Below are 26,949 nucleotides of genomic sequence, written 5' to 3'. Positions count from 1 at the left end.
GTTACTCCTCGAAGCCTTGCAGAGTGATGATGAAGTAGCCTTTTTCGTTGATTGCCGCAGCGACCTGCGGATTGGCCGGTTCGCTGTGGCAGAACTGGCACTGGCTCTGGGAAATGTCCTCGTCTTGCAAGCCGTTGTCGATCAGAAACTGCCGGGCGTAGGACTTCGCCGCGTCTGCCTGGCGATCGGTGAGCACATCGAAATGCAGGTAGCGGCCATCTTTGGTCCGCACGTGGGTATCGAACACTTTGACGAACATTATTTACCCTCCTTCATTTTCCAGGTGCCCGGCAGCGAGAGGTCGCCAGAGGCAATGTCATAGACGCTGCTGACGCACAGCAACGGGTTGTGCAGGTCGGCGTTGACCTTCAGTGCTGCGGTCACACCGTCGTAATTGAAACTCTGCGGGAAGCCCACGGCCGCCAAAGGCACGCGGATTTTCGCGGCGTTTTGCGAGACGCTCAGGTCGTAACCCGGCGAGTCAATGTAGAGCGGCGCGCCTGGCCAAGTGTCAGGCAGCTTCGGTTTTGCATCTTTGGGAATGTCGCGAACCTTCAGGCCGCCAGGGCCACAGCTTTCATCCTTGCTCAGCACTACCCAGTGCGAGTGCCAGAGTCCGCCGTCGTTGTCCTTTTTGCCGTCCTTGTTCTCATCCAGTTGCGGCGTGTCGTCGAAGTCCGGGTGCGAGGTCAGGGCGAGGGCGAGAATCCCGGAGCCGGCTTCGAAACCGACGGCACCGCTGTCGAGGCTGGTCGGCCATACGTAGCTGTAGACCTCGGCACCGGCAAACGAGCCTTTGGCGCTTGGCACTCGACTGCCTGCCTTGCCATCAACCAATTGTTCGAAGACCAGGTTGCTGCCGTCCTTGAACACGCGGGTATGAACCAGATCGAAAGCCGCATCGGCTTTGCCTGGTTCGCTGTGAATGCCTTCAGGCCCGTGAGCCAAGGCTTGCGTCGCTAGCAGTGTGGTGATGGAAAGGGCGAGTGCGGTTCTCATGGTGGACTCCGTATCATTGTTTCGAATCGATACCACAAGACTAAAGCGCAACAGTTTTTTGTCAATATGGTTTTTAACCGATACTATTTATCAACCTCATAGACTTAGGCTAAAACCGTGTTGTTTGATCTGTTGGAAAGATTGTCGAGCCTGACGCGGGTGTGGTTCCGCGAGCATCCGCTGCTCACCGAGTTGCAGCCGATTCAGCTCAGTGCGCTGTTGTACCTGGCGCGCTGCAACCGCTATTCAAATACGCCGCTGGCGGTCACCGAGTACCTGGGGCTGACCAAAGGCACCGTCTCGCAATCGCTGAAGGCGCTGGAGACCAAGGGCTTTTTAAATAAGGTCGCGGACGCGCGGGACAAGCGCAGCGTGCATCTCGAGCTGACACCACCGGCGCGCGCGTTGATCGAGTCAGTGATGCCGCCAGATTTTCTGGTCGGCGCCGCCCAGCGCATGGGCGCACGCGCCAGCGATCTTGAGGGCTTGCTCCTGGAATTGCTGCGCAACATTCAGCGCGGGGAAAACGTCGCGAGCTTTGGGCTGTGCCGTACGTGCCGCTTTCATCAGACTACGGCGTCCGGTGGTTTTTGCGGGTTGACCCACGAACCGCTTGAGGCAAAGGAAGTCGATTTGATCTGTCGCGAGCATAAGATTGCCGACAATTCCCTCGGCTGAGCCTTTCTCCAGTCGTCTTCAAGGGGCCATGACTAAAAGTCATTGCCCCATGATTTTTAATGGTTACAGCCGGCTCATGGCCCGGTGTTAAAAAATCGCAAACACAGCTCATCAATAACAACCAGAGAGCGTTTGCAGCCATGTCGCATTTTCCCCGCCGCACCTCCCCATGCCCGTTATTGATCACGCTCGCCATCCGGCCCGCTTGAGCTGCCGATCACCCGAACAATCCCTCTGCATCACAAAGAGTAATGACTGATGAAAGAACTCGACCTGTACATCGGTGAAGGTTTCGAAGGCCCGGGCGTGAACGCCGCGCACATCAATATTCTGATCGGCCCGCGCAATGGTCCGGCGGGCCAGGCGTTCGCCAACAGCCTCGCGTCGCCGAGCCAGGGCCATTGCCCGTTCATGGTGATTGCGCAGCCGAACATCCCGGTCAAGCCGATGACCCTGTATGTGAACAAAGCCGCGATCAGTAGCGACTTGCACGGCAACGCAACGTGGGGCGCTTCGCAAGCCGGGATCGCTAAAGCAGTGCTTGAAGCATTGCTCGACGGCACGCTTCCACCGGAAGCCGAAGATGAGTGGGCGATCGTCACGGCCAATTGGGTCAACCCGGCCTGCGACGATCTCGACGCTGTGTATCTGAACAACTACAACGCCTGCCGCACTGCGATTCGCGCAGCCCTGACCGGCAAGCCGGAAACCGCGCAACTCAAAGATGTTGTCGCGCACATAAGCAACCCTTTCTACACGCCGAAAGCCTGAGGTCAGAGCTATGCAATACATTCGTTTGGGCAACTCCGGCCTGGAAGTTTCCCGCTTGTGCCTGGGCACCATGAACATGGGCACGCCGGACTGGAAACCGTGGATCTTCAATGAAAAGCAGAGCGAGCCGATCGTCGCGCACGCACTGGATAACGGCGTGAATTTCATCGACCTCGCAGACTTCTATTCCGCCGGTGTCGGTGAAGAGGTGGTGGGGCGCATCGTCAAGCGTCTGGCTCGTCGAGAAGAACTGGTGATCACCACTAAGGTCGGTTATGGCACTCGCACCGGGATCAATGCCAGCGGCCATTCACGCAAGCACATCATGGACAGCATCGATGCGTCGCTGAAGCGTCTGGACATGGATTACGTCGACGTGTTCATGCTCCATTACTTCGACGTGAATACCCCGGTCGAAGAAACCATGAGCGCATTGAACGATATCGTGCGCTCGGGCAAGGCTCGCTATATCGGCGTATCCACCATGCTCACCGGGCAATTGGCGAAGATCCTCATGGCTTGCGAGCGCAATGGTTGGGTCAAGCCGATCAACATGCAGCTGCAATTGAATTGCGCCTACCGCGAAGAAGAGCGCGAGATGATTCCGTTCTGCCGCGACCAGGGTATTGGCGTCTCGGTGTTCAGTCCGCTGGCTCGCGGCTTGCTGACTGGTGACGTGCAGTCGACCCGCAACCAGACCGACTTCTTTACCCAGCAGATGTACAGCGACGAAGCCTCGTTCGAGATCGCCCATTCGGTGCAGCGCGTAGCCCGGGCTCGCGGCGTGTCGAATGCGCAAATCGCGCAGGCCTGGGTGGCCAATCACCCCGGTGTCGACTGCATGCTGGTCGGCGCTGATACCACGGCGCAGTTCGACAGTGCGCTGGCCGCGCTGGAAACCAGGCTCGACGCTGACGAGTTGCATGAACTGGAACGCAATTACACGCCGTGCGACGTGATCAACGATTACACCGCTGGCAAACGCATCTTGCGCATGGCCCGTCCGGGGCTGGAGCGGTTCACCCTGCAAGGAGCGGTGGCATGAGCGATTTGATCCGGTACGGCAACTTCATCGATGGCCAATGGGGCAGGGGTGGCTCGACTTATCCGGTGCGCAATCCGGCCAATGGCGAGTTGATTGCCGAGGTGCAAAAGGCCGGTGCCGAGGAAACCGTTCTGGCCATCGAGGCTGCCAACCGTGCGTTGCCGGCGTGGCGAAAACTGACGGCGAAGGAGCGCAGCCAACGGCTCAAGCGTTGGAGTGACTTGATGCTCGCCAACCAGAAAGATCTGGCGACACTGCTCAGTCGTGAGCAGGGCAAGCCGTTGGCCGAGGCCATGGGCGAAGTAGTGTATGCCGCAAGCTTCCTCGAATGGTTCGGCGAAGAGGCCAAGCGGGCCTACGGTGATGTGATCCCGAGCCACAAGGCCGATGCTCGGATCATTGTGGTCAAGGAAGCCATCGGCGTGGTTGCGGCGATTACCCCGTGGAACTTCCCGTTGGCAATGGTCACCCGCAAGGTGGGGCCGGCGTTGGCGGCGGGTTGCACGATGATTCTCAAACCTTCGGAAGAGACGCCATTGTCGGCGTTCGCCCTGGCGGTACTGGCTGAACAGGCCGGCATTCCGGCGGGTGTGCTCAATATAGTGTCCGGCGATGCCGTCGCTATTGGTGGCGCGCTGCAAGCCTCCAGCGTGGTGCGCAAACTGTCGTTCACCGGTTCCACGCGCACTGGCAAATTGCTGATGCGCCAGGCCGCCGACACTTTGAAAAAGGTCTCGCTGGAACTGGGCGGCAACGCGCCGTTCATTGTCTTCGACGATGCCGATCTGGACGCTGCCGTCAAAGGTGCGATGGCCTCCAAATTTCGCAACACCGGGCAAACCTGTGTGTGCGTCAACCGCTTCTTCATTCAAGACAGTGTGTACGAGGCCTTCACCGGCAAACTGGCCGAAGCCGTTGCGGCGATGCGTGTCGGCAGTGCGTTGGAAGGTGATACCGAGCAGGGGCCGCTGATCAATGCTGCCGCGCTGGCCAAGGTTGAAAGCCATGTCAGCGATGCACTGGAGAAGGGCGCCACGCTGTTGTGCGGCGGGCGTCGTCATGCCTTGGGTGGCACGTTCTACGAGCCAACCATCCTCACCGAGGTCAATGGCGACATGCTGATCGCGCAGGACGAAACCTTCGGGCCGGTCGCCGCGTGTTTCCGCTTCAAGGATGAAGCCGAAGTATTGCAGCGCGCCAATGACACGCCATTCGGGCTGTCGGCGTATTTCTACAGTCGCGACATCGGCCGGGTGTGGCGCATGGCAGAAGGACTTGAGGCCGGGATGGTCGGGATCAACGAAGGGATCATTTCTACGGAAGTAGCGCCGTTCGGCGGGATCAAGGAATCGGGCCTCGGGCGCGAAGGTTCGAAGTACGGTCTGGATGACTATCTGGAGATCAAATACTTGTTGATGGGCGGTCTCTGAGCCTCAGCGAAAATCCCCCTTGTGGGAGCGAGCCTGCTCGCGAAAGCGGTGGTTCAGTCGATATTGCATCAACTGACACTGCGGCTTCGCGAGCAGGCTCGCTCCCACATAAAACAAAGCAAGAGCAATCGATTTCTCCGTCAATAACAACAATTGGAGATGAACATGTCCGCTCAACCGATAAAAATCGACGACCTGCCCATCGGTCGCTTCCACATCAAAATCGCCGGCCTGACCTTCGGCGCGCACTTCACCGACGGCTATATCCTTGGCCTGATCGGCATTGCGTTCACCTTGCTCAGCCCGCAAATGCAACTGGATGCGTTCTGGCAGGGATTGATTGGCGCTTCGGCGTTGATCGGGCTGTTTTTCGGCAGTCTGTTTTTCGGCTGGATCTCGGACAAGGTCGGCCGGCAGAAAATCTTCCTGGTCAGTTTCGTGCTCATCACTGTTGCCTCGGTGATGCAGTTCTACGTTGAAACGGCGATGAGCCTGTTTCTCTGCCGCGTGCTGATCGGCATTGGGCTGGGCGGTGATTTCAGCGTCGGTCACGCGATGCTGGCCGAGTTCTCGCCGAAGAAGCATCGTGGCGTGTTGCTCGGGTCGTTCAGCGTGATCTGGACGTTTGGTTACGTTGCCGCCACCTTCGTCGGCACCGCGATGCTCAGCCTTGGCGACGATGCCTGGCGCTGGATGCTGGCCTCGTCAGCGATCCCCGCTGCGTTGATTCTGATTGCGCGGATCGGCACGCCGGAGTCGCCACGCTGGTTGGTCAATCAAGGGCGGGTGGCCGAGGCGCGGGCGATCGTCAAAAAACATCTGGGCGATAACGTAGAGCTGGATGAAACCCGCTCCACGGAAACCCGTTCCGGCTATGCGGTGTTGTTCAGCCGCGAGTACCGCAAACGCACTGCGTTCAACTGCCTGTTTTTCGTGTGCATCGTGATGCCGTACTTTGCGATCTACACATTTCTGCCGTCGATCCTTCAGCAGATGGGCCTGGCGGAAGGCTTTGGCACCGAACTGATGCTGAACATGCTGCTGATCCTCGGTGCGCTGATTGGCATCTGGTGCACGATCAAGTTCACCCGCCGCGGATTTCTGATCAACTCGTTCATCATCCTTGCGGTGGCATTGCTCCTGCTGGCGGTGTTGCCGGGCAGCGCGGCGTGGCTGATGGTGCTGGTGTTCGGCGTGTTCACACTGGTGTTGTCGGCGGTGAGCAATCTGGTCGGGGTGTTCCCGGCAGAGAGTTTCCCGACCGAAGTGCGCGCCAGCGGTATTGGCCTGGCAACAGCAGTGAGTCGCTTGGGCTCGGCGGTGAGTACGTTCCTGCTGCCGGTCAGTGTGGCGGGGATTGGTCTGAGTCCGACCATGGGCATTCTGGCAGCGATTCTGGCGATCGGTGCGCTGCTGTCGTGGGCATGGGCGCCGGAGACCAAGTCGTTGACGTTGAGTCAGGCGTGCAAGGCGCAGAGTCCGGTGGAGGGGAGTGTCACCACAGCGACCAAAGTGGCGACACAAATCTGAATGTAGGAGTGAGCCTGCTCGCGATGAGGGACTGACATCCAAATGGATGCTGGCTGAAAGACCGCTATCGCGAGCAGGCTCACTCCTACAATGGGAGCGCGGTGTTTCAAGGATTACTGACCAGACTCAACCAGTCGGTAAACAGCTTCACTTTCGACAAGCCTTGCTTGTCATTCGCCACATCCAGCCAGTAACCGTAGGGGCCGATCACTTCAATCGGGGTGATCGGTAACAGGCTGCCGTTAGCCAGTTCCTTCTCGATCATCTGCCGATCGATCACCGCCAGGCCACCTCCGGCCAGCGCGGTGTGGATCACCTGATCCAGTGTGCTGAATTCCAGTCCCTGCCCGGCATCGATGTCCTCCCGGCCCATGGCCGCCAGCCAGTTCTCCCAAACCTTCAGGCGCTTGCCGTCGTGGAGGATGTGCAACAGTGGAAACTCCCTCAGATCCGGCGCTTGATCGCCATTGAATAACTCAGGGCTGGCCACTGCGATGTGCCGTTCCATCACCAACAATTGACTGGCGCAATGCGTAGAGGCGCAAAGGCCGAAACGGATGTGGCAGTCGATTTCTGCGGCGCTGTCGTGGCTGGCCTGATTGGTCACGCTCAGGCTGATGTCTGGATAGCGCTGACAGAACGCACGCAAGTGCGGCGATAGCCAGCGTGTCGCCCAGGTTGGCGGTGCGAGCACGCGCAGGCGTTGACGCAGGTTGGGCACGCGCACCGCTAGCAGCGCACGCTCCATGTGGTCGAACGCTTCGGCCAGATGCGGTTTGAGGTTGCTGCCGGCTTCGGTCAGTGACAGGCCTTGCGGGGTGCGGACGAACAGCGCCACGCCCAGGTAGTCTTCGAGTTGTTTGATCTGGCGACTGACTGCGCCCTGAGTGACGTTCAGTCCTTGTGCGGCTTGACTGAAACTGCGATGGCGCGCGACTTCTTCGAACACGCGCAGGGTGTTGAGCGAGGGCAGTTGACGCATGGAGGCAGAACCCCGGATCGAGCGTTTAGCTCGGTTTATTTTTGTAGGTTTTGTTGGTAGGGGCTATCTGACTATTGGTGGAGGATGGATGCAAGTGGTGTTTGGCAGGACGCCTTCGCGAGCTTGCTCGCGAAGGCTGACTTTCAGACGCAGTGAATACCGGATCAGAAGTAGTAGCCGATGTTCACATACATCTGGTTCTCCCACTGATCCAGTCCGCCGGCGCCCAGGCTCTGGGTGTAACTGCTGCCGCCGATGTACGGATCGTTCTTGCCGATCAGCCACTCAGCGGCCACCCACAACTTGCTCACCGAAAACGAGCTGCCAAGGATCATTCGTTCTGATGTCTTGAAGCCGCTGGCAGACTTGTCGAAAGCGCTGTAGTTGGCGTAGAGCTTGATCCCGCTGACTTGATCGAAAAGGTACTTGCCGGCGATGTCATAACTCACATCCGCGACGTACAAATTGCCGCGACTGGCAACGTTATAGGTGCCGTCATAGCCGCCGAGCGTCACCACTTCATCGCTGCCGGGATTGCGCGGCGACATCTGCTGTCGCGCCGCCTGAAGTTGCACGCCCCACGGGCCGTTCTTGCCCAGATAGTGGATGGCCACGGCGTTGCGTCGCCCATCGTTGTCGGTGTCTCTGTTCTGAAGGCTTGAAGTCAGGCCCGAGACGCCGACTTCGGATTTCCAGGGGCCAAGATCCATGGCCTTGGCCACCCGCAGCACCACGGTGTTGCGCTCCTGGTTGTCGCTGCCGTCAGCGACGTAGCTGTCAGCCTCGGACACTACGCTGGAATAGGTCACGCCATTGCTGGTGCCTTTGCCTTGCCACGCAGGACGCAGGTAGTAACCGGCCTGGAAATTCCAGTCGCCACTTTGCTGGATGTATTTGGCGCCGACCTGCTGCACATCTTCCAGGCCGATGACGTTGCCCAGGGTTTCGTAAAAGGTGCTGCCGAAGTAGGGCTGCAAACCGAACGGCACCGTGTTCAAGCCCACTTGCACTTGCTGATCGGGATTGAATTTGTACCCGGCCCACGCGAACTTGGCGAAGCGGATGTCGCCGTAGTTTTTGCTGTACTGGTAAGGGTAGGAGCGACCGTAGAAGCGGTATTGCGCCTCGCCGATCCAGGTATCGGAGTTGTACTTGGCGCTGAGGAACACCGTGTCGAGGCCGAACTTTTGAATGTCGCGATCAGGATCGACATCCCAGCGCGCGCGAATGGCGCCGCCCAGGTCAAGATTATCGGTGACCTGCACCGCCATTGCCGGAGCGGCAAAGCTGCAGAACAGAACGATGGAGGTCGTGCGCAGGCGAAACAAAGAGGGGAAGGGCATGGAGCGGCTCTCGATTGTTTTTATTAGAGATGCCGCGCAGTTTTGCCATCCGACAGATCTGGAACAAACGATAAAAACGACAGAAGAACCTGCGTCGAATGCATGTTACTCGGAAATTCCTGTAGGACAGTCCGTCAAACTCGTGGGATGCTTCGCGTCTTGTCAGTGGTTTTCGAGTGCCTTGATATGAAACGCAAAATGCCCGGCCTGAATGCGCTCAAAGCGTTCGAAGTGGCCGGTAGCACCGGCAGCTTCACCCGCGCCGCCGAGTTGCTCAATGTCACCCAAAGCGCGGTGAGCCGTCAGGTCCGGCAGTTGGAAGAGCAGCTCGGCGAAAGCCTGCTGGAGCGCCGCCATCATCATCTGGAGCTGACCAGTGCCGGCAAGGTTCTGCTGCGGGCGCTGCATCAGTCATTCGACAAGATTGAGCTGACGGTGCGCAGCATCCAGCAGAAAACCCACTCCAATCGTCTGCACATCAACGCGCCGCCAACCTTTACCAGTCGCTGGTTGATGCCGCGGCTGGGGCGTTTGCGCGAGCAGCACCCGGAACTCGAGTTGAGCATCACCACGCGCTTGCAGGACAGCCTGGCGGAAACCAGCAACCTGGACTGTGCGATCCGTTTTGGCGACGGCGAGTGGGACGGGCTCGACAGCTCTTTGCTGATCCAGGAGCGACATATCGCCGTGTGTGCGCCTTCTCTGTATACCCGCGAGGGTAGCGAGCAGGGCATTGATCTCAATCGCCTGACACTGCTGCATGTGTTGGCCAAGGAAGATCAGCGTTACCTGACCTGGAAACACTGGCTCGACGCGGCACGTATCAGCGGTGTCGATACCCAGGGCGGCTATGAGTTCGACCTGCTGGATCTGGCGATACAAGCGGCGACCGATGGGTTGGGGATTACCATCGCCGACTGGCACATGGTCGCCGCAGAGTTGGCCAGCGGTCAGTTGACCCAAGTGCTGAACGTGCATGTTGAGGGGCATCAGTCGTATTGGCTGGTAACCCGGCCGGAGCAGACTGAACTGCCGCAGTTGCAGGTGTTCAGTCAGTGGTTGCAGGAAGAGATCTGGTTAGCCCAGCGCCAATTAGAGCCTTCGACCGCTGCCATCTGACACGTCACAGGCTTTTGTAGGAGCGAGCCTGCTCGCGATAGCGGTATGTCAGTCACCTATTCGTTGCTGGAAAACCGCTATCGCGAGCAGGCTCACTCCTACAGGGGGGGGGCGGTGTTGTTTTTGGAGTAACCTGCATTTTTCGAATGTTCTGGCGCCCGATAAATCGTTTGTTCAACCTGCCATCGATGACAAGACTGGTGGCATTGATAAAAACAACGATGGGCGATGCACATGCGAACCGAGCGAAATTTTGTTAACGGCCAATTCATCGAGCCTGCGAGCGCGGCGCTGATCGCGGTCTACAACCCGGCCACCGAAGCGCTGCTCGGCCATGTGTCGGGCGCCACTGCTGAAGAGGCCACCGCCGCCGTCGACGCCGCCGCAGCGGCGCAAAAGGTCTGGGGCAAACTCACCAGCATCGAACGCGGCGAACATCTGCGAGCGCTCGCCACGGCTCTTGAGGATCGCGCCGAAGCCATCGGCGCCGCGTTGGCAGCCGAGTCCGGCAAAAGCGTCAGCGATGCCAGCAACGAAGCCCGCTACGCCGCACAGATCACCCGCTACCACGCCGAGTGGGCGCGGCGTATCGAAGGCGAAATCATCCCCAGCGACAGTCCCGACGAGAACCTGTTTCTACACCGCGAGCCCATTGGTGTCGTGGCCTGCCTGATCCCGTTCAACTACCCGGTTTATACCTTGCTGCGCAAAATCGCCCCGGCGCTGATTGCGGGCAATACCGTGGTGGTGCGTCCGAGCAACAACACACCGACTTCGGCGTTCGAAATCGCCAGAGCGGTGCAGCAGTCGGGCATGCCGGCGGGTGTCATCAATATCCTGATCATGGATCACGCCACCGCAGCGGCGGTTTGCACTCATAAAGCAGTGGGCCTGATTACCCTGACCGGCAGCGTCAACGCCGGGCGTATCGTGCTCGACTACTGCAAGGCCAACATCGCCAAGCCGTCGCTGGAGTTGGGCGGCAAGACCCCGGCGATCATCGAGGCGGATGCCGATCTGGAAGCTGCCGCGAGCGCGATCATTGCCTCCAAGACCACCCATTGCGGCCAGTTGTGCACGGCGGTGGAGCGGGTCTATGTGCAGGAAAGCATCTACGAGCAGTTCCTTGGTCTGCTCAAGACCAAAATCGCCAACGTCAAATTCGGCGATCGCGCGACCGACGCAAACCTCATGGGCCCGCTGGTCAACGCCAGTTCGCAAAAGAACATCCACGCCATGGTCCAGCGCGCCGTTGCACAAGGCGCGATCCTCGAAAGTGGCGGTGTACTGCCGCAAGGGCCGGGGCATTTCTACCCGCCAACGCTGCTGAGCGGCTGCCGTCAGGACATGGAAATCGTTCAGGAAGAAATCTTCGGCCCGGTGCTGCCGGTGCTCAAGTATCGGGATATCGACGAGGCGCTGGCCATGGCCAACGACCACCAGTTCGGCCTGGCGTCGGTGCTCTACACCGAGAATTATCGCACCGCGCAGAAAATCGCCAATGCCATCGAGGCTGGCGAGTTGTACGTCAATCGCACCCCGGCCGATCCGTATCAGGGCTACCACGCCGGCTGGAAACGTTCCGGTCTGGGCGGCGATGACGGCAAGCACGGCATGCTCGAATTTACCCAGACCCGACTCGTGGTCATGAAGTACTGATCCACCGCAACACGCTTCACGCTGCACCTATAAAAACAATTATCAGGGGCGCCCGGAGCACCGGGTTGCCCGAGGTCACTTCAATGTCCAAGCATGCATCCTCTGCTGCCGCTGTTCAGGGTTCCAATTCGGCTGTGAAAAGCCAAAGTGACAAGGGAAGTCGCTATTTCCAATTGATGTTGCTGGTGCTCGCCGCCGGCGCGATCTATCCGATTCTGTACCTGCGCCAGGTCTACCAGACCACGATGCTCGAGGTGTTTCAGATCAGCCACAGTGAACTGGGCTATCTGTACTCGATGCTCGGCACGATCTTCCTGCTCAGCTATTTGCCGAGCGGCTGGTTGGCCGACCGAATTGCGCCACGCTTTCTGATTTTCTTCTCGCTGGTTGCCACCGGCGCCTTGGGGCTCTGGTATTCGACCGCGCCGTCGATGACCGGGCTGATGATCATCTTTGGCTGCTGGGGCCTGACCACCGGTTTGACCTTTTGGGCCTCGGTGCTCAAGCGGGTGAAGATGATTGCTCATCACACCGAGCAGGGTCGTTTCTTCGGCATCCTTGATGGTGGTCGCGGTCTGGTTGAAGCGTTGCTGGCGACGGTTGCATTGGCGTTGTTTGCGTTCGCCACCGAGACCCGTGGTGAGTCCACTGCCGAAGGTTTCAAGCAGGTGGTCTACCTCTACGCCTTTACCTGTATTGCCATCGGCTGTGTGCTGGTGTTGATCAAGGATCCGAAATCGATGGAGGACACGCCAGCGGTGGAGAAGGGCAAGTTCAACCTGCTCCAGGATCTGACGACGCTGGTGAAAATCCCTGAGTTGTGGCTCGTCACCGCCATCGTGTTCTGCGGTTACCACATCTTCTGGGCCACCTACAGCTTCTCGGATTACCTGCAAGGTGGCGGTCTGACGGCAGTCATGGCGGGCACCATCACCACGATCAAGTTGTGGATGCGCCCGCTGGGTGGCATTGGCGGGGGCTGGTTGGGCGACAAGTTTTCCAACATCTCGGTGCTGATCGTTGCTCTGCTGCTGGCCTCGCTGGCGATGATCGGGCTGATCGTGTTTCCAGCGCTCAACAGCATGGGCTTGTTGATTGCCACGGTGATTTTCATCGGCTTGATGACCTACGCGATTCGTGGTCTGTACTGGGCGATCCTCGACAGCTGCGACATTCCGCTGCGCATCACAGGCCTGGCCATCGGCATCGTCTCGGTAGTGGGTTACATGCCGGATGCCTTTATTCCGCTGATCAATGGCTACCTCACCGAACACTACCCGGGCGCCCTCGGCTACCAGCTGTATTTCGGCTACATCGCCTTCGTCGGTCTGCTCGGCACTTTTGCCGCGCTGACCCTGCGTGCCCGGATCAACCGCAAATCACTGAAAAAGACAGGTGCCTGAGATGAAAGTCATCGCCCTTGAAACTCACATCGTCGCCGTACCGCCACCGCACATCGGAGGCATGTACTGGCTGTTCGTCAAACTCAAAACCGATTGCGGCATCGAAGGCGTCGGCGAGATCTACGCCGCTACTTTCGGTCCCAAAGCCATGCTGCCGATCATTGAGGACGTGTTCGAGCGCTATCTGCTCAATCAGGATCCGCACCATATCGAACGCTTCTTCCGTCAGGCCTATTCCAGCGGTTTCACACAGCGTCCCGACCTGACCATGATGGGCGTGGTCAGCGGCCTGGAGATGGCTTGCTGGGACATCATCGGCAAGGCGGCGAACAAACCGGTTTACGAATTGTTAGGCGGCAAAGTCAACGAGCGCCTGCGTTCCTACACCTATCTGTACCCGCTCAACAGTCGTGGCGAATACGACTACGACGATGCGGATCTGGCGGCCGAATGCGCCATCGACAATATGAACAAAGGCTTCACTGCCTTGAAATTCGACCCGGCCGGGCCGTATACCGCGTACTCCGGGCACCAGATCTCACTGGAAGTGCTGGAGCGCTGCGAAACCTTCTGCCGCAAGATTCGCGAAGCAGTGGGCAACAAGTGTGACCTGTTGTTCGGCACCCACGGGCAAATGGTGCCGTCGTCGGCGATCCGTTTGGCCAAGCGCCTGGAAAAATACGATCCGCTGTGGTTTGAAGAGCCGGTACCGCCGGGCCAGGAAGAGGCCATGGCGCAAGTCGCGGCCAAGACCAGCATCCCGATTGCTACCGGCGAGCGTCTGACCACCAAGTACGAATTCTTCAAGTTGTTGCAGGCGGGTGGTGCATCGATTTTGCAGATGAACGTCGCACGCTGCGGCGGCCTGCTCGAGGCCAAAAAGATCGCCAGCATGGCCGAGGCCTATTACGCGCAAATCGCCCCGCACCTTTACAACGGGCCGATCGGTGCGGCGGCGAGTTTCCAGTTAGCGACTTGCACGCCGAACTTCCTGATTCAGGAAAGCATCGAGACCTGGGGCGGTTTCCACGCCGAGGTGCTGACCAAACCGTTGCAGTGGGAGGACGGCTACATCATCCCGTCCACCGAGCCGGGCCTGGGGGTTGAGCTGAACATGGACGTGGTGCGCAAGCACTCGCCTTACACCGGCGAGCGTCTGCACCTGCAAATGGCGCCGACGCCGGTGGATGTCAAAGACACATCGCCGGCCCGAGGCTGACACGGTTCCTGTAGGCCTTCGCCTGCTCGCGATAGCTGTGTGCCAGACATGCAAATGTCGACTGACACGCCGCCATCGCGAGCAGGCTCGCTCCTACAGGGGATCGCAGTGTTCATTCCGATTTTTGTACAACGACTTACGCGGTAACCGTGCATGACATACGACTACATCATCGCTGGCGCAGGCGCCGCGGGTTGCGTGCTGGCCAACCGGCTCTCGGCCTCGGGGAAACACACCGTGCTGCTGCTGGAGGCGGGCGGCAAGGACAGCTCCCTGTGGTTCAAGATCCCGGTCGGGTTCGCCAAAATGTATTACAACCCGACCTTCAACTGGATGTATTACAGCCAGCCCCAGAAGCAGTTGGGCAACCGCGAAATCTATGCACCACGCGGTAAGGTCCAGGGCGGTTCGGGCTCGATCAACGCCATGATCTATGTGCGCGGCCAGGCTCATGATTTCGACGATTGGGCAGCCAATGGCAATGACGGTTGGGGCTTCAAGGATGTGCTGCCGTACTTCCGCAAACTGGAAAACCATCCGCTGGGCGACAGCGAATACCACGGTGGCAGCGGCCCGATCAGCATTACGCCGATGAAGGGCCAGACTCATCCGATTTGTGATGTATTCCTTGAGGGCTGCTCTGAGCTCGGCTACCCGCGTAGCGAGGATTTCAACGGTGCGAAATTCGAAGGCGCCGGCCTTTATGACGTCAACACCAAAAATGGGCAGCGCTGCTCCAGCAGCTTCGCCCACCTGCATCCGGCACTGAAGCGGGCGAACCTGACGGTTGAGCATTACGCGTTGGTGGATCGGGTGTTGTTCGACGAAACCCGACAGCGCGCGACGGGCATTGCCATTACCCAGCACGGCGTGGTGCGAACCTTCACAGCGCGCAAGGAAGTGATCCTCTGCGCGGGAGCAGTCGATACACCAAAAATTCTGCAACTGTCCGGTGTGGCTGACCGCGCGTTGCTGGCCAGGCACCAGATTCCTCTGGTCAAACATCTGCCGGCGGTCGGGCAGAACCTGCAGGATCACTTGTGCGCCAGTTACTACTACAAGGCCAATATCCCGACGCTCAACGATGAACTGAGTTCGCTGTTCGGCCAGTTCAAGCTCGGTGTGAAGTACCTGCTGACGCGCAAAGGTGCACTGGCGATGAGCGTCAATCAGGCAGGCGGTTTCTTCCGTGGCGACGAGCAACAGAATCATCCGAATTTGCAGCTCTATTTCAATCCGCTTTCGTACCAGATCCCGAAAAACAACAAGGCCAGTCTCAAGCCCGAGCCGTATTCCGGTTTCCTGTTGTGTTTCAACCCGTGCCGCCCGACCAGTCGTGGGCACATCGAGATCGCCTCAAAAAATCCCCGTGATGCAGCGCTGATCGATCCGAATTATCTGAGCACGCAGAAGGACATCGACGAAGTCATCCAGGGCAGTCGCCTGATGCGCAAAATCATGAACGCCCCGGCGCTCAAGAGCATCACCGTCGACGAAGTTCTGCCAGGACCTGCGGTAGAGACCGACGAACAGATGTTGCAGTACTTCCGCGAGAACTGCGGCTCAATCTATCACCTGTGCGGCTCTTGCGCGATGGGCGCGGACGAGCAGACTTCAGTGGTCGACAAGCGTCTAAAGGTGCATGGTTTTGAAGGATTGCGGATTGTCGATGCGTCGATTTTCCCGAATGTGACGTCGGGCAATACTCACGCGGCCGTGCTGATGGTGGCGGAGAAGGGAGCGGATCTGATCTTGCAGGATGCTTAGGTTTTTCGGTCTCGGGTAATGACCTGTGACAGTTGGCGGCGAGCATTTTTTCAGCGTGCACTAGGCTTTTAAGTGCCAGCCCTCAATCGGGGGCGGCATGTCTTTCAAGGAGCCGCAGATCATGGATGATCTGGTCAAAGAAGTTATTCCGTTGCTGCAGTACCTCATCCCCGGATTTGTCTCAACCTGGATTTTTTACACGCTTACCGCATTCAAGCGGCCTGATACCTTCGGGCAGATTGTGCAGGCGTTGATATTTACGTTTTTGATTCATGGGGCGGTAACAGGTATTGGTGTGGTCTGTTTGTGGTTGGGGGCGAAGGGACTTTCTGTAGGAATATGGGATGGCAAGGCGCAGACGTCATGGGCATTCCTTTCTTCGCTGTTACTTGGATTGCTGTCCTGTTATTTTGCTACCAATGACAGGTTGCATGGCTGGTTGCGTCGCAGAAACGTAACGAAACAATCTTCCTACCCGAGTGAGTGGTTCTGCGCATTTGCGCAATTTGATCGGCTCATCACCCTGCATTTGCATGACGAAAGGCGCGTCGCTGGCTGGCCGGCCGAGTGGCCGCCGGAGTCAGCCAATGGGCAGTTCCTGATCCATAATCCGCGTTGGCTCGATGGCAATGGCCAAACGGTGCCTTTTGGCGCTGAGTTTTTGCTGATAGATTCCGCGAAGGTTAAATGGGTTGAGTTCAGCCCGGCATCAGAGGGTTCGTCATGACCGCCAGAGCTATGCAGTTAATGCCAAAGAAATACGAATATCTATTCTTTGGGCCCGACGGAAAGCCGTTGGAGAAACCACTGTTCAAGGGGCCGAGTGCGCCTCCACCGCTAAAGCGCTGATGCGGGTCAGAGCGTATCCACCAACCAATCCCGAAACGCCTTCAGCGATGGCAGCGCTTCATTGCGCGGCGGATACACCAGGTAATAGCTGCGACGACTGGTGATCGGTTCTCCGAGTTGCAGCAGCTCACCGCTGAGCAACTCATCCTCGACCAGAATGCGCGGCACCAAGCCAACACCAATATTCGCCCGCACCGCCTGAATCAAGTGCGAGGTCATTTCAAAGCTCGGGCCGATGCGCATGCTGCGGTGCGGCAGGCCGTGATGAGTGAACCACTCGGTCCAGGCTTGGGCGTTACTGCTGACGTTGAGTAGCAATTGCCCGGCGACGTGCTTTTCGGCGTCATCGCGCTCGGCGACGGACAATTGCGCACTGGCAATAACTACCAGTTCTTCAGTGTGCAGGGGCAGGGCGCTCAGCCCCGGCCAGTCCCCCGCGCCCACACAAATCGCCGCATCGATTTCACTGGTATCAAAGTCGATGGCTTCAATGCGTGAATGCAAGTGCACGGTCATGCCGGGGTGGGCGGTGTAGAAGTCCTTGAGTCGCGGCAGCAACCATTTCGAACCGAAGGTCGGTAGCGTCGCCAGCCGCAAGCTGTGGATGCCCGAACCAAACGCCATGGCTTGCAGAGTGGCGCTGCGAATTTGCCCAAGGGCCTCGGCGAGTTCGCGTTGATACATGCGTCCGACATCCGTCAGGACGACTTTGCGGCCCTCCCGATTGAACAGGCGCATGCCGAGCATCTTCTCCAGAATCTGCACCTGACGGCTGACCGCACTTTGCGTCAGCGACAGTTCATGGGCGGCACGGGTATAGCTTTCGTGGCGCGCGGCAGCCTCGAAGGCGAGCAATAACGACATGGAAGGGGTGAGCGTTCGCGGATTCATTCGTAAAAGTCATTAATAACGGGTCGAATTTACGGTTGTCCCAAGAACCTTCAGCAATGAATATGGACAACATGAGATGGCGGAGCCTGACGCAATCATTCGTTGCGTACAACTGTTCACCGCCACACGGCCTGATTTTGACCCGAGATACCCTGACCGATGATTGCCCAGCTGTCGCCCGCTACCGCTCTGACCTCCGATTATCAGCAGTTCCTCAAAGCCCTTAAGGCCAGTGGATTTCGCGGTGAAATCAGCGCCGACTACGCCAGTCGCGTGGTGCTGGCCACCGACAACTCAATCTATCAGCGCTTGCCGCAAGCTGCGGTGTTTCCCATGGACGCCGACGATGTGGCGCGTGTTGCACGACTGATTGCCGAACCGGCCTACCAACAAGTGGTCATCACCCCGCGTGGCGGTGGAACCGGCACCAATGGCCAATCGTTGACAGACGGCATCGTGGTCGACTTGTCGCGGCACATGAACCGTATTCTGGAAATCAATGTTGAGGAACGCTGGGTGCGGGTGCAGGCCGGGGTGGTCAAGGATCAGCTCAACGCCGCGCTGAAATCCGCCGGACTGTTTTTCGCTCCAGAATTGTCGACCTCCAACCGTGCCACCGTCGGCGGCATGATCAACACCGACGCCAGCGGCCAGGGCAGTTGCACCTACGGCAAGACCCGCGACCACGTACTCGAGCTCGACATGATTCTGCGTGGCGGTGAGCGTCTGCACGGTTTACCGCTTGAGGACAGCGAACTTCAGACACAGTGCGCGCGCGAGGATCGGGTCGGCGAAGTCTATCGTTGTGCGCGGCAGATCATTGATGAGCAGGGCGCACTGATCAAAGAGCGCTTTCCCGACCTCAATCGATGCCTGACCGGTTACGACCTCGCACATCTGCGCGAGGCAGACAATCGTTTCAACCTCAACAGCGTGTTGTGTGGCGCCGAAGGTTCGCTGGGTTTTGTGGTCGAGGCCAGGCTCAACGTGCTGCCGATCCCCAAGCACACGATGCTGGTGAACATCCGCTACGCCGGGTTCATGGACGCGTTGCGCGACGCTCGCGCCTTGATGGCACTCAAGCCGCTATCGATTGAAACCGTGGACTCGAAGGTGTTGCTGCTGGCAATGCAGGACATCGTCTGGCACGGCGTTGCCGAGTATTTTCCGCAGAGCGCCGAGCGACCGACCCTGGGGATCAACCTCGTCGAATTTTGCGGTGATGATCCCGAGGATTTGCAGAAAAGGGTCGAAGCCTTCATCGAGCACCTGGCCAGTGACCGCACTGTCGAGCGACTCGGCCACACCCTGGCCGTCGGTCACGCGGCAGTGAACAAGGTCTATGGCATGCGCAAACGTGCGGTCGGTCTACTCGGCAACGTCGCCGGTGAAGCACGGCCGCAGCCGTTTGTCGAAGACACCGCCGTGCCGCCGCAGCACCTGGCCGAATACATCGCCGAGTTGCGCGAGCTTCTCGACAGCCACGGTTTGCAGTACGGCATGTTCGGCCATGTTGACGCGGGCGTGCTGCACGTGCGGCCGATTCTCGACATGAAAGATCCACAGCAAGCGGCGCTGGTGCGTCCAGTGTCCGATGGCGTTGCGGCGCTGACCCAACGTTACGGCGGCCTGCTCTGGGGTGAGCACGGCAAAGGCCTGCGCTCGGAATACGCGCCCGCGTTTTTCGGCGAACTGTATCCGGCCCTGCAAGCGTTGAAGGCGGCATTTGACCCGTTCAACCAGTTCAACCCGGGCAAGATCGCCACCCCAGCCAACACCGGCGCGGCGTTGTTGAAAATTGACGAAGTGACTCTGCGTGGCGAACTGGATCGGCAGATCGACGAAAAAGTCTGGCAGAGCTACGGCGCGGCCATGCATTGCAATGGCAACGGCGCCTGCTACAACTTTGACCCTGACGATGCGATGTGCCCGTCATGGAAAGCCACCCGCGAACGCGCGCAATCGCCCAAGGGGCGGGCATCGTTGATCCGTGAGTGGCTGCGGTTGCAGGGCGAGGCGGGTGTAGATGTATTGTCGGATGCCGTTCGCCGACCGGCATTTTTTTCTTCGTTGTGGCAGCGCTGGCGCAATAGCCGCGCGCAGTCCGAAGACTTCTCCCATGAGGTCTACGACGCCATGGCCGGTTGCCTGGCGTGCAAGTCCTGCGCGGGGCAATGCCCGGTGAAGGTCAATGTGCCGGAGTTTCGTTCGCGGTTTCTTGAGCTGTATCACAGCCGGTATCTGCGCCCGGCGCGGGACTATCTGATCGCCTCGCTGGAATACACCATCCCCTGGATGGCGCGAATTCCGGCGTTGTACAACGGTTTGATGGGCGCCTCGTGGGTTCGCGGCATGCTTGAGCGTGTCGGAGGAATGGTCGATGTGCCGTTGCTCAGTCGCTTTGATTTTCACGCGGCGATGCGTCGTTGGCAGGTGCAACCGGCGACGGTGTCGACCCTGTCTGGCCTGACCCAGGCACAGCGTGAACGCAGCGTGGTGCTGGTGCAGGATGCGTTTACCCGCTATTTCGAAGCGCCGCTGCTGGCGGATCTGGTCGAGCTGATTTCGCGTCTGGGTTATCAGGTGTATCTGGCGCCGTTCAGTGCCAACGGCAAACCGCTGCATGTGCAGGGCTTTCTGTCGGCATTCAACCGTGCGGCGGTGCGCAACGCGCGGCAATTGCGAGCGCTGGCGGATGTCGGCGTGCCGCTGATAGGGCTGGATCCGGCGATGACACTGGTTTATCGCCAGGAATATCAGAAAGTGCCGGGCATGGAGCAATGCCCGGAGGTCGCGCTGTTGCAGGAATGGCTGCTCGACGTCATGCCGGAACAGACCAGCCAGAGCAGGGCCGAGACCTTCCGTTTACTGGCGCACTGCACCGAGAAAACCAATGCCCCGGCTGCCACTCGGCAATGGGAGCAAGTGTTTGAGCGCGTGGGGTTGAAACTGGCCACTCAGGCCACCGGTTGCTGCGGGATGTCCGGCACCTATGGTCACGAGGCGCGTAACCGCGAAACCTCGGCGGTGATCTACGAACAATCGTGGGCGCGTCAAGTCGATGCACCGGCAGAGAACGGCGAGGCATTGGCGACCGGTTATTCGTGCCGCAGCCAGGTCAAGCGCCAGTCGGATCGGGCGCTACGCCATCCATTGCAGGTGCTGCTGGCGCTTCTGCGTCGCTGAGCGGTTCGTCGTCGGGGGCGTTGTCCCAGATCAGCCGCGGGTCAAAGCTCATTGCCGAGAGCATGGTGAACACCACCACCATGCCGAAAAACAGGATGCCCGGGCGTGGCTCGATATCGCCCAGCGCCTGGAATTTCACCAGCGCCGCGACCAGTGCGACCACCAGCACGTCGAGCATCGACCAGTAGCCGATCAACTCGACGAAACGGAACATTTTCGAGCGCTCGCGGCGTGCCCAGCCACTGTCGCGTTGCACAGTAATCAGCAGCAACGACAGTGCGACGAACTTGACGCCCGGCACGGCGATACTCGCGATGAAGATGATCAGGGCGATGTCCCAGGCGCCGTGCTGCCAGAACTCGAGCACGCCGCTCATGATCGTGCTGTCGGAGCCACTGCCAAGCATGGTGGTGTTCATCACCGGCAGCAGATTGGCCGGGATATAAAACACCAGCGCAGCGAGTAAATAGGCCCAGGTGCGCGTCAGTGAATTGGTCTTGCGCCGGTGCAAGGGGGCGTCGCAGCGCGGGCATTCATGCGGTTCGTCGGTCATGTCGCAGGCCAGGCCGCAGCTGTGGCACAGGCACAGATTGAGTTCGCTGGCGGTCGCTGGTCGATTCATGGCATGTCCCAGAGGTCACGGATATCGCGGCCGGCAATACGGATCATCATCAGGCTCAGCACGGCCAGCGCAAAAAGGCCGATACCGGGCAAGACATCGAGCAGTCCGGCGAGTTTGAACACTGCCACCATCGCTCCCAGCAAACACACTTCAAGCATGCTCCACGGGCGCAGGGTTTCCAGCCAGCGCATGCACACCTTGAATCCCGGTGCGCGGCGCGACGACAGGGCGAAACTCAGCACCCAGATCAGCAGCACCAATTGAAAGGCTGGAGCAATGATGATCGAGATCGCCGCGACCATCGCCATGAACGTGATCGGCCCCTGACTCAGCGCGAGCACCGAATCCCACAGCGTCGCACTGTTTTTCAGGCCTTTGAGGCTGATGCTCATCACCGGATAGAAATTGGCGAACAGCCACAGCATCGCTGCCGTGAACGTCAATGCCAGACGCTGTTCAACCGTCAGGCCGTTGTAGCGCTGGAGCACGCCGCCGCAACGTTGGCACAGGGTTTTCTGATGTTTGGCGAGCGCGACTTTTTCATACACGCAATCGCAGTGTTCGCAAATGATCAGGTATTCGGTGTTGACCATGGACAGCGCTCGACAGCAGGCCACGAGGGCAATGGATTAATCCACTATAGACCTTCACTTGACGGTAGGTGCAGCGTCGGCACACACAGATAAAATTCGGTGTCTACTGTCAGACCTTACAGTAGACGGAAAAGACTGATGGGTAGCTACTTGAGTCGAGATCCCCCCTCAAGGAGCGCTCCATGAGCCACTCGAACAACACTGTGCGGACCCCCGGGTCGCTTGATGAAAGCTTTGCCGATGCCGGTATTTTTCGCCTGGATATTCCTCGTGTAGGGTCGCGAACCTTAATCCATGACGTCGCAGTGCAACGCTCTACAAACCTTGAATACCTTTATTTTGCGGGCTATGCGATCGGAGGCGCTTTCGGTTATCCGTACGTATTGGGCCGCTTGATGCCGGATGGAACACTGGATGAATCCTTCGGTGTGGATGGCATTTCCAGCGGCTCATTTGCCCTCAACATGAACTCTGCGGGTAGATCCATCGCGTTGCTCGCTGACGGCAAAATTCTCCTGACAGGACAGGTGGGCACAATCCCCACACTGGCCCGTTTCCTCTGCGACGGCACGCTGGACAGCGATTTTGGCTCCGAAGGCCTGGTTATTCTCCGATTGCCCGAAGACATTCAGGCGCAACGCGCCCCGCAATCGCAAGGCGAGACTCAAGACCATGCGTGTAGCCTCACGGCACTGGATAGCGGAAAAATCCTGGTCGTGCACAACTATGTCGTCTCTCATGAGGCGGACACCCGTGCGTTGATCTTTTTGCTGAACAGCGATGGCTCTGCGGACGAATCTTTCAATCAAAAAGGCCATGTCCAAGTGGTTTACCCGGAAGGCGCCCCGGCGGATGTGAAACTGCGCAACGGCTTCATTGATCCCGATGGCAAGATCGTGGTCGGCGGCAATCTGGCGCCCCGTTCAGGTACGCCGGCGCCGTTATTCGCGCGCTATAACATCGATGGCCACCTTGATCGAACCTTCGGCGATGACGGGTTTGTCGTTGTGTCATCGCCGACACTGCAGACCCCTACGATCAACGCGATGATCGGGCAACCGAACAAACGGCTATTGGCGATCGGGAGAACGGCTGCGGGTCAAGGCCTGCTGATCAGCCTCGAGCCGGATGGCAGCCCCAATATTCAGTTCAACCGTGGTCAACCGTTGCTGACCCGACTGGATAACGTCGACACCCTCTGGCGCCGCGCCGCCATGCAACCTGACGGAACCCTTGTTTTGCTTGGCAAGATCCAACGGCCAGAAGAGCAAGGGGAATTGGTTGTAGCCAGACTGCTTAGCGATGGTTCGCTTGACACCACGTTCAACGGCGTCGGCTGGGTCAGCACTTCACTGGAGCGGGTCGGCTCTTTTGACGGCATAGACCTGCAGGACGATGGAAAAATCGTGATCGCAGGCTTTCTATCAACGCCAGCTTCCCAAGGCCTGGTACTCCGTTATCACGGGCGAAATTGAATCAGGACAGATCATCGCGTCGGCTAAACGCGCAGGCAATATCAAGGAGTAATCAGCATGAAAATCGACGCATTTTTTTTGCGCGATGAAGGTCAGCTCGACCCGACGTTCGGGGAGGGCGGGTTGGTGTTGTTGAAAGGCCCCGATGAGCCAGGAGACAACATTTCCCCCCGAGGTATGGCTGTCGATTCTGCGGGTCGATTTTACGTCTGCGGCAGTATCCGCACCTCTACCAGGCGATTTGCCTACTACTGCGTCAGGCTGAAGGCAAACGGGGCGATCGACCCGACGTTCGGTCAGGCGGGCTATGTGATCGCAGAGTTTGTCCAAAATAACGGCGGGCGCGCTTATTCACAGATCAACGAAGTGGTCGAGTTGCGCGACGGAAAACTATTGCTGATCGGCAACTACCACGACGGCACTTTCAATACCTGGAAAGGCCTGATCCGTCTGCACCCTGATGGCAGTCCGGACCAGACGTTTGGCAAAAACGGGACAGTGCTGATCGCGCTCGGCAGTATCGGTGAGGGTCAGGATGACAGTTTCGGCAGCTTGCACAGCTCGTCCATGGCGCGAGCCACCGGCAACAGCGCGATTTTGCCCGACGGTAAAATCCTGTTGCATGAGCTGATTTATGACGGCATAGAAGAAACTCAAACCGCGATCATTCGACTGACACCTGATGGCGTACTTGATCCGGATTTCAACGAGAGCGGCATTATCTGGGTCGCTCATCCGGACTTTACCCATACCCAAGTCACGAACATTCTGCTGGCGGACGATGGGAAGTATGTGCTGGTCGGTAACTGCCAGGAAATGTACATCCCGCACGCCCGGGCACTGTTCACGAGGTTGCATTCCACGGGTAAAACCGACACCTCATTTGCCGACAATGGTTATCTGTTGATTGAACCGCTAAGTGGCGAAATGAACTTTCTGATGGAAAACCTTGTTAAGCAGACGAACAAACGTCTATTGGGGATTGGTTACACCTCTGATGAGGATGATTGCGGGCTATTGATCAGCCGGGAGTCTGATGGCAGTGCAAACATCCAGTTCAATCGCGGCAAACCATTGCTGGTGAAACTGGGCGACCGCGAAACCAGTTGGCATAACGCTTGTGTCCAGAAAGATGGCAGCATTCTGGTGTACGGACATCTTTATGGTCCCGGCCAGGTAGTGGTCGCGAAATTCACTGATGCGGGAGTTCTGGATAACACCTTCGGTGGGGGCAAAGGTTGGCTGCAATTCAGTGTCAGCCCCGCCGGGATGGCTTCGGCCTTGTTCACTGACGACACGTTGCTGTTTTTCGGAGCTGCCACCGTCGATGGTCAACAAGTGCCGTGTGTCGCCCGCGGTCTGATTGCTCAGAAAGTCTGAGTAAGCGGTTGCTGAACCCAAAGCCCCGTCATGTGAAGGGTTGGGCTTTTCACTGTTCGAAGATCAAAAGATCGCAGCCTGCTACAGCTTCTGGCTGGTTTGGGGGCGGTTGCGGGCGAAGTCGATGAAAGCCTTGAGCGGTGCCGGCACATGGCGGCGGCTCGGATAGTACAGATGCAGGCCGGGGTAGTAGGGGCACCAGTCTGCCAGTACCTGGACCAGACGCCCGGAACGCAGATGTTCGCTGACCATTTCTTCGAACACATAGGCCAGCCCCAATCCTTGCAGCGCGGGGCCGACCATCAGGCTGACATCGCCCAGGGTCAGCGGGCCATTGACTTCGATTTCCTGGCTGATGCCGCCGCGTTCGAACTCCCAGCGGTACATCGCGCCGCTGGGGAAGCGGTGGCGGATGCACGGCAGATCATGCAACTCCTCGGGTTTTTGTGGCGTGGCGTGGCGCTGAAAAAATACCGGCGAACCGACCACCACCGAGCGCATCGTCGGACCAATCGGCAGGGAAACCATGTCGGCCTCCAGTCGATTGCCAAAGCGCACGCCGGCATCGAAACCGCCAGCGACGATATCCAGCAGTGCATCGCTTTCGACTACTTCCAGACGAATATCCCCATAGACCTGCAAAAACTCACTGGCAATTGGCAGCAGCACCAGCTCACAGGCCTGGCGGCCGGCGGTGATACGCAGGTTGCCGGAGGGTTTGTCGCGAAAATGGTTGAGGTCTTCCAGTGCATCATCGATGTCGCGAAACGCCGGTTTCAGGCGCGCATAGAGGCGTTCGCCAGCCTCGGTCAACGCCACGCTGCGGGTTGTGCGGTTGAACAGTCGCACGCCGAGACGATTCTCCAGCGCTTTGATCGAGTGGCTCAGGGCCGACGGCGTCAGGCCAAGTTCAATTGCTGCTTTGCTGAAATTCAAATGCAGCGCCGTGCACAGGAATACCGAGAGGTCAGCCGCTGAGGGTGATTTCATCTGTGAATGCCTTTCACAAAGTCATGCAAAATTGCTGGGATTATCACATCAGTAGCACGCGCTTAAAGTCGCATCAACTCATCGAGAAGACCCGGCACCATCGCCAAGGGTCGCTGACAGGAGGAGTTGCTATGCGTACCTGGTTCATTACTGGAGCTTCCCGTGGTTTTGGCACACTCATCGCAGAACGCGCCTTGCGTTTTGGTGACGCCGTGATTGCCACTGCCCGTAACCCACAAGACATCACTGATCGCCTCGGCGATCACCCTAATCTGCTGGCGGTGCGTCTCGACGTGACCCGAGAAGAGGAAGCGCATCAAGCGGTCGCGGAAGGGATCAAGCGGTTCGGCCGCATCGATGTACTGATCAACAACGCCGGGTTTGGTGTGCTGGGCGCGGTGGAAGAAACCAGCGCGAGCGAGACCGAGCGCCTGTTCGCCACCAACGTGTTTGGCCTGCTCAACGTCACCCGCGCCGTTCTGCCACATATGCGCTCGCAACGCAGTGGCCATGTGATCAATATCTCGTCAATTGGCGGCTATCAGGCGTACATGGGCTGGGGCGTTTACGGTTCCACCAAGTTTGCGGTGGAAGGCATCAGCGAAGCGCTGCATCAGGAACTGGCACCGCTGGGTATTCATGCCACGGTGGTCGAACCGGGTTTCTTCCGCACAGACTTTCTGGATGAACAGTCGCTGATCAAAACCGCACTGATACTGCCGGATTACGACGAAACCGTGGGCAAAATGCGCACCTTAGCCGAGGCCGCGAACCACTCGCAGCCGGGTGATCCACTGCAGTTTGCCGAGGCGATCCTCGCGCTGGTCAACGCACCGAATCCGCCACAACGCCTGGCGTTGGGTAGCGACACGGTTGCGCGAATCGAGGCGAAGAATCGGTGGGTGGCGCAAGAACTGGCCGAGTGGAACGAGTTGGCACTGTCTACCGACTTCAAAAACTGACGAACCTGTGGAGCTGCCGCAGGCTGCGATCTTTTGCTCTTGCCGTTGATCAGCTC

General features: G+C 58.6%; 23 protein-coding genes. 15 read left to right on the top strand and 8 right to left on the bottom strand.

What is annotated here, in order from left to right:
* Nucleotide 1: 1 nt before the first annotated feature.
* Together IAI51_RS23790 and IAI51_RS23785 are read right to left on the bottom strand one after the other, a co-directional pair.
* Nucleotides 2-259, bottom strand: coding sequence for a DUF2024 family protein (locus IAI51_RS23790; RefSeq protein WP_187680692.1), 258 nt, complete (start codon nucleotides 257-259; stop codon nucleotides 2-4).
* Nucleotides 259-999, bottom strand: a complete 741-nt coding sequence (locus IAI51_RS23785; RefSeq protein WP_187680691.1) for a hypothetical protein — start codon at nucleotides 997-999, stop codon at nucleotides 259-261. Before IAI51_RS23785 ends, IAI51_RS23790 begins: the two co-directional genes overlap by 1 nt.
* A gap of 117 nt (nucleotides 1,000-1,116) precedes the next feature.
* Here IAI51_RS23785 and IAI51_RS23780 point away from each other — a divergent pair, with 117 nt between their 5' ends.
* The 5 genes from IAI51_RS23780 to IAI51_RS23760 all read left to right on the top strand — a co-directional run bounded on the left by IAI51_RS23780 (nucleotide 1,117) and on the right by IAI51_RS23760 (nucleotide 6,453).
* Nucleotides 1,117-1,677, top strand: coding sequence for a MarR family winged helix-turn-helix transcriptional regulator (locus tag IAI51_RS23780; protein ID WP_187680690.1), 561 nt, complete (start codon nucleotides 1,117-1,119; stop codon nucleotides 1,675-1,677).
* A gap of 258 nt (nucleotides 1,678-1,935) precedes the next feature.
* Nucleotides 1,936-2,448: a formaldehyde-activating enzyme gene (gene fae / locus IAI51_RS23775; RefSeq protein ID WP_093437400.1), complete on the top strand. Its 513-nt coding sequence runs from the start codon at nucleotides 1,936-1,938 to the stop codon at nucleotides 2,446-2,448.
* Nucleotides 2,449-2,458: 10 nt separating this feature from the next.
* Nucleotides 2,459-3,493 carry an aldo/keto reductase gene (locus tag IAI51_RS23770; protein WP_187680689.1) on the top strand — a complete coding sequence of 345 codons (1,035 nt, stop codon included), beginning with the start codon at nucleotides 2,459-2,461 and terminating at the stop codon, nucleotides 3,491-3,493.
* Nucleotides 3,490-4,923, top strand: coding sequence for an NAD-dependent succinate-semialdehyde dehydrogenase (locus tag IAI51_RS23765; protein WP_187680688.1), 1,434 nt, complete (start codon nucleotides 3,490-3,492; stop codon nucleotides 4,921-4,923). Before IAI51_RS23770 ends, IAI51_RS23765 begins: the two co-directional genes overlap by 4 nt.
* Before the next feature lie 165 nt (nucleotides 4,924-5,088).
* Nucleotides 5,089-6,453: an MFS transporter gene (locus IAI51_RS23760; protein WP_187680687.1), complete on the top strand. Its 1,365-nt coding sequence runs from the start codon at nucleotides 5,089-5,091 to the stop codon at nucleotides 6,451-6,453.
* 106 nt (nucleotides 6,454-6,559) lie between these two features.
* Here the strand turns inward: IAI51_RS23760 and IAI51_RS23755 are convergent, their stop codons facing one another.
* Nucleotides 6,560-7,435 carry a LysR substrate-binding domain-containing protein gene (locus IAI51_RS23755; protein WP_187680686.1) on the bottom strand — a complete coding sequence of 292 codons (876 nt, stop codon included), beginning with the start codon at nucleotides 7,433-7,435 and terminating at the stop codon, nucleotides 6,560-6,562.
* A 164-nt stretch (nucleotides 7,436-7,599) separates the two neighbouring features.
* Nucleotides 7,600-8,778 (bottom strand): hypothetical protein, encoded by a 1,179-nt coding sequence (locus tag IAI51_RS23750; protein ID WP_187680685.1) that lies wholly within the window; start codon nucleotides 8,776-8,778, stop codon nucleotides 7,600-7,602.
* Nucleotides 8,779-8,964: 186 nt separating this feature from the next.
* On the opposite strand from IAI51_RS23750, the gene IAI51_RS23745 reads away from it, so the two are divergent.
* The 6 genes from IAI51_RS23745 (at nucleotide 8,965) to IAI51_RS23720 (ending at nucleotide 16,672) form a co-directional block, all read left to right on the top strand.
* Entirely contained in the window at nucleotides 8,965-9,897 is a 933-nt protein-coding gene (locus IAI51_RS23745) for a LysR substrate-binding domain-containing protein (RefSeq protein ID WP_187680684.1), read from the top strand.
* A gap of 234 nt (nucleotides 9,898-10,131) precedes the next feature.
* Entirely contained in the window at nucleotides 10,132-11,556 is a 1,425-nt protein-coding gene (gene aldA / locus IAI51_RS23740; RefSeq protein ID WP_187680718.1) for an aldehyde dehydrogenase, read from the top strand.
* 83 nt (nucleotides 11,557-11,639) lie between these two features.
* Nucleotides 11,640-12,959 carry an MFS transporter gene (locus IAI51_RS23735; protein WP_187680683.1) on the top strand — a complete coding sequence of 440 codons (1,320 nt, stop codon included), beginning with the start codon at nucleotides 11,640-11,642 and terminating at the stop codon, nucleotides 12,957-12,959.
* Between the two features lies 1 nt (nucleotide 12,960).
* Nucleotides 12,961-14,178: a mandelate racemase/muconate lactonizing enzyme family protein gene (locus IAI51_RS23730; RefSeq protein WP_187680682.1), complete on the top strand. Its 1,218-nt coding sequence runs from the start codon at nucleotides 12,961-12,963 to the stop codon at nucleotides 14,176-14,178.
* Nucleotides 14,179-14,331: 153 nt separating this feature from the next.
* The gene (locus IAI51_RS23725; RefSeq protein ID WP_187680681.1) at nucleotides 14,332-15,945 is read left to right on the top strand and encodes a GMC family oxidoreductase; all 1,614 of its coding nucleotides are present in this window, start codon (nucleotides 14,332-14,334) and stop codon (nucleotides 15,943-15,945) included.
* Nucleotides 15,946-16,066: 121 nt separating this feature from the next.
* Nucleotides 16,067-16,672 carry a DUF6338 family protein gene (locus tag IAI51_RS23720; RefSeq protein WP_187680680.1) on the top strand — a complete coding sequence of 202 codons (606 nt, stop codon included), beginning with the start codon at nucleotides 16,067-16,069 and terminating at the stop codon, nucleotides 16,670-16,672.
* A 128-nt stretch (nucleotides 16,673-16,800) separates the two neighbouring features.
* On the opposite strand, the gene IAI51_RS23715 is transcribed toward IAI51_RS23720, so the two are convergent.
* Nucleotides 16,801-17,685 carry a LysR substrate-binding domain-containing protein gene (locus IAI51_RS23715; protein WP_187680679.1) on the bottom strand — a complete coding sequence of 295 codons (885 nt, stop codon included), beginning with the start codon at nucleotides 17,683-17,685 and terminating at the stop codon, nucleotides 16,801-16,803.
* Between the two features lie 159 nt (nucleotides 17,686-17,844).
* On the opposite strand from IAI51_RS23715, the gene IAI51_RS23710 reads away from it, so the two are divergent.
* Nucleotides 17,845-20,871: an FAD-binding and (Fe-S)-binding domain-containing protein gene (locus IAI51_RS23710; RefSeq protein WP_187680678.1), complete on the top strand. Its 3,027-nt coding sequence runs from the start codon at nucleotides 17,845-17,847 to the stop codon at nucleotides 20,869-20,871.
* Here the strand turns inward: IAI51_RS23710 and IAI51_RS23705 are convergent.
* Both IAI51_RS23705 and IAI51_RS23700 read right to left on the bottom strand, forming a co-directional pair.
* Complete coding sequence (locus tag IAI51_RS23705; protein ID WP_187680677.1) at nucleotides 20,804-21,493, bottom strand: paraquat-inducible protein A; 690 nt, start codon at nucleotides 21,491-21,493, stop codon at nucleotides 20,804-20,806. The genes IAI51_RS23710 and IAI51_RS23705 overlap by 68 nt on opposite strands.
* Nucleotides 21,490-22,086, bottom strand: a complete 597-nt coding sequence (locus IAI51_RS23700) for a paraquat-inducible protein A (RefSeq protein WP_187680676.1) — start codon at nucleotides 22,084-22,086, stop codon at nucleotides 21,490-21,492. The genes IAI51_RS23705 and IAI51_RS23700 overlap by 4 nt, the downstream gene beginning before the upstream one ends.
* 182 nt (nucleotides 22,087-22,268) lie before the next feature.
* On the opposite strand from IAI51_RS23700, the gene IAI51_RS23695 reads away from it, so the two are divergent.
* Nucleotides 22,269-23,561, top strand: coding sequence for a hypothetical protein (locus IAI51_RS23695; protein WP_187680675.1), 1,293 nt, complete (start codon nucleotides 22,269-22,271; stop codon nucleotides 23,559-23,561).
* A gap of 57 nt (nucleotides 23,562-23,618) precedes the next feature.
* Nucleotides 23,619-24,941 carry a hypothetical protein gene (locus IAI51_RS23690; RefSeq protein ID WP_187680674.1) on the top strand — a complete coding sequence of 441 codons (1,323 nt, stop codon included), beginning with the start codon at nucleotides 23,619-23,621 and terminating at the stop codon, nucleotides 24,939-24,941.
* An 81-nt stretch (nucleotides 24,942-25,022) separates the two neighbouring features.
* Here the strand turns inward: IAI51_RS23690 and IAI51_RS23685 are convergent, their stop codons facing one another.
* Nucleotides 25,023-25,931 carry a LysR family transcriptional regulator gene (locus IAI51_RS23685; RefSeq protein ID WP_187680673.1) on the bottom strand — a complete coding sequence of 303 codons (909 nt, stop codon included), beginning with the start codon at nucleotides 25,929-25,931 and terminating at the stop codon, nucleotides 25,023-25,025.
* Between the two features lie 131 nt (nucleotides 25,932-26,062).
* Between IAI51_RS23685 and IAI51_RS23680 the strand changes: the two genes are divergently transcribed.
* On the top strand, nucleotides 26,063-26,893 hold the full coding sequence (locus IAI51_RS23680) for an oxidoreductase (protein WP_187680672.1): 831 nt from the start codon (nucleotides 26,063-26,065) through the stop codon (nucleotides 26,891-26,893).
* Nucleotides 26,894-26,949: the final 56 nt, after the last annotated feature.

Origin of the sequence: Pseudomonas sp. N40(2020) (genome assembly GCF_014472415.1) — a bacterium.
GTDB lineage: Bacteria > Pseudomonadota > Gammaproteobacteria > Pseudomonadales > Pseudomonadaceae > Aquipseudomonas.
Note: the sequence above shows the minus strand (reverse complement) of the source record. Positions and strands in the feature narration are given on the sequence as shown.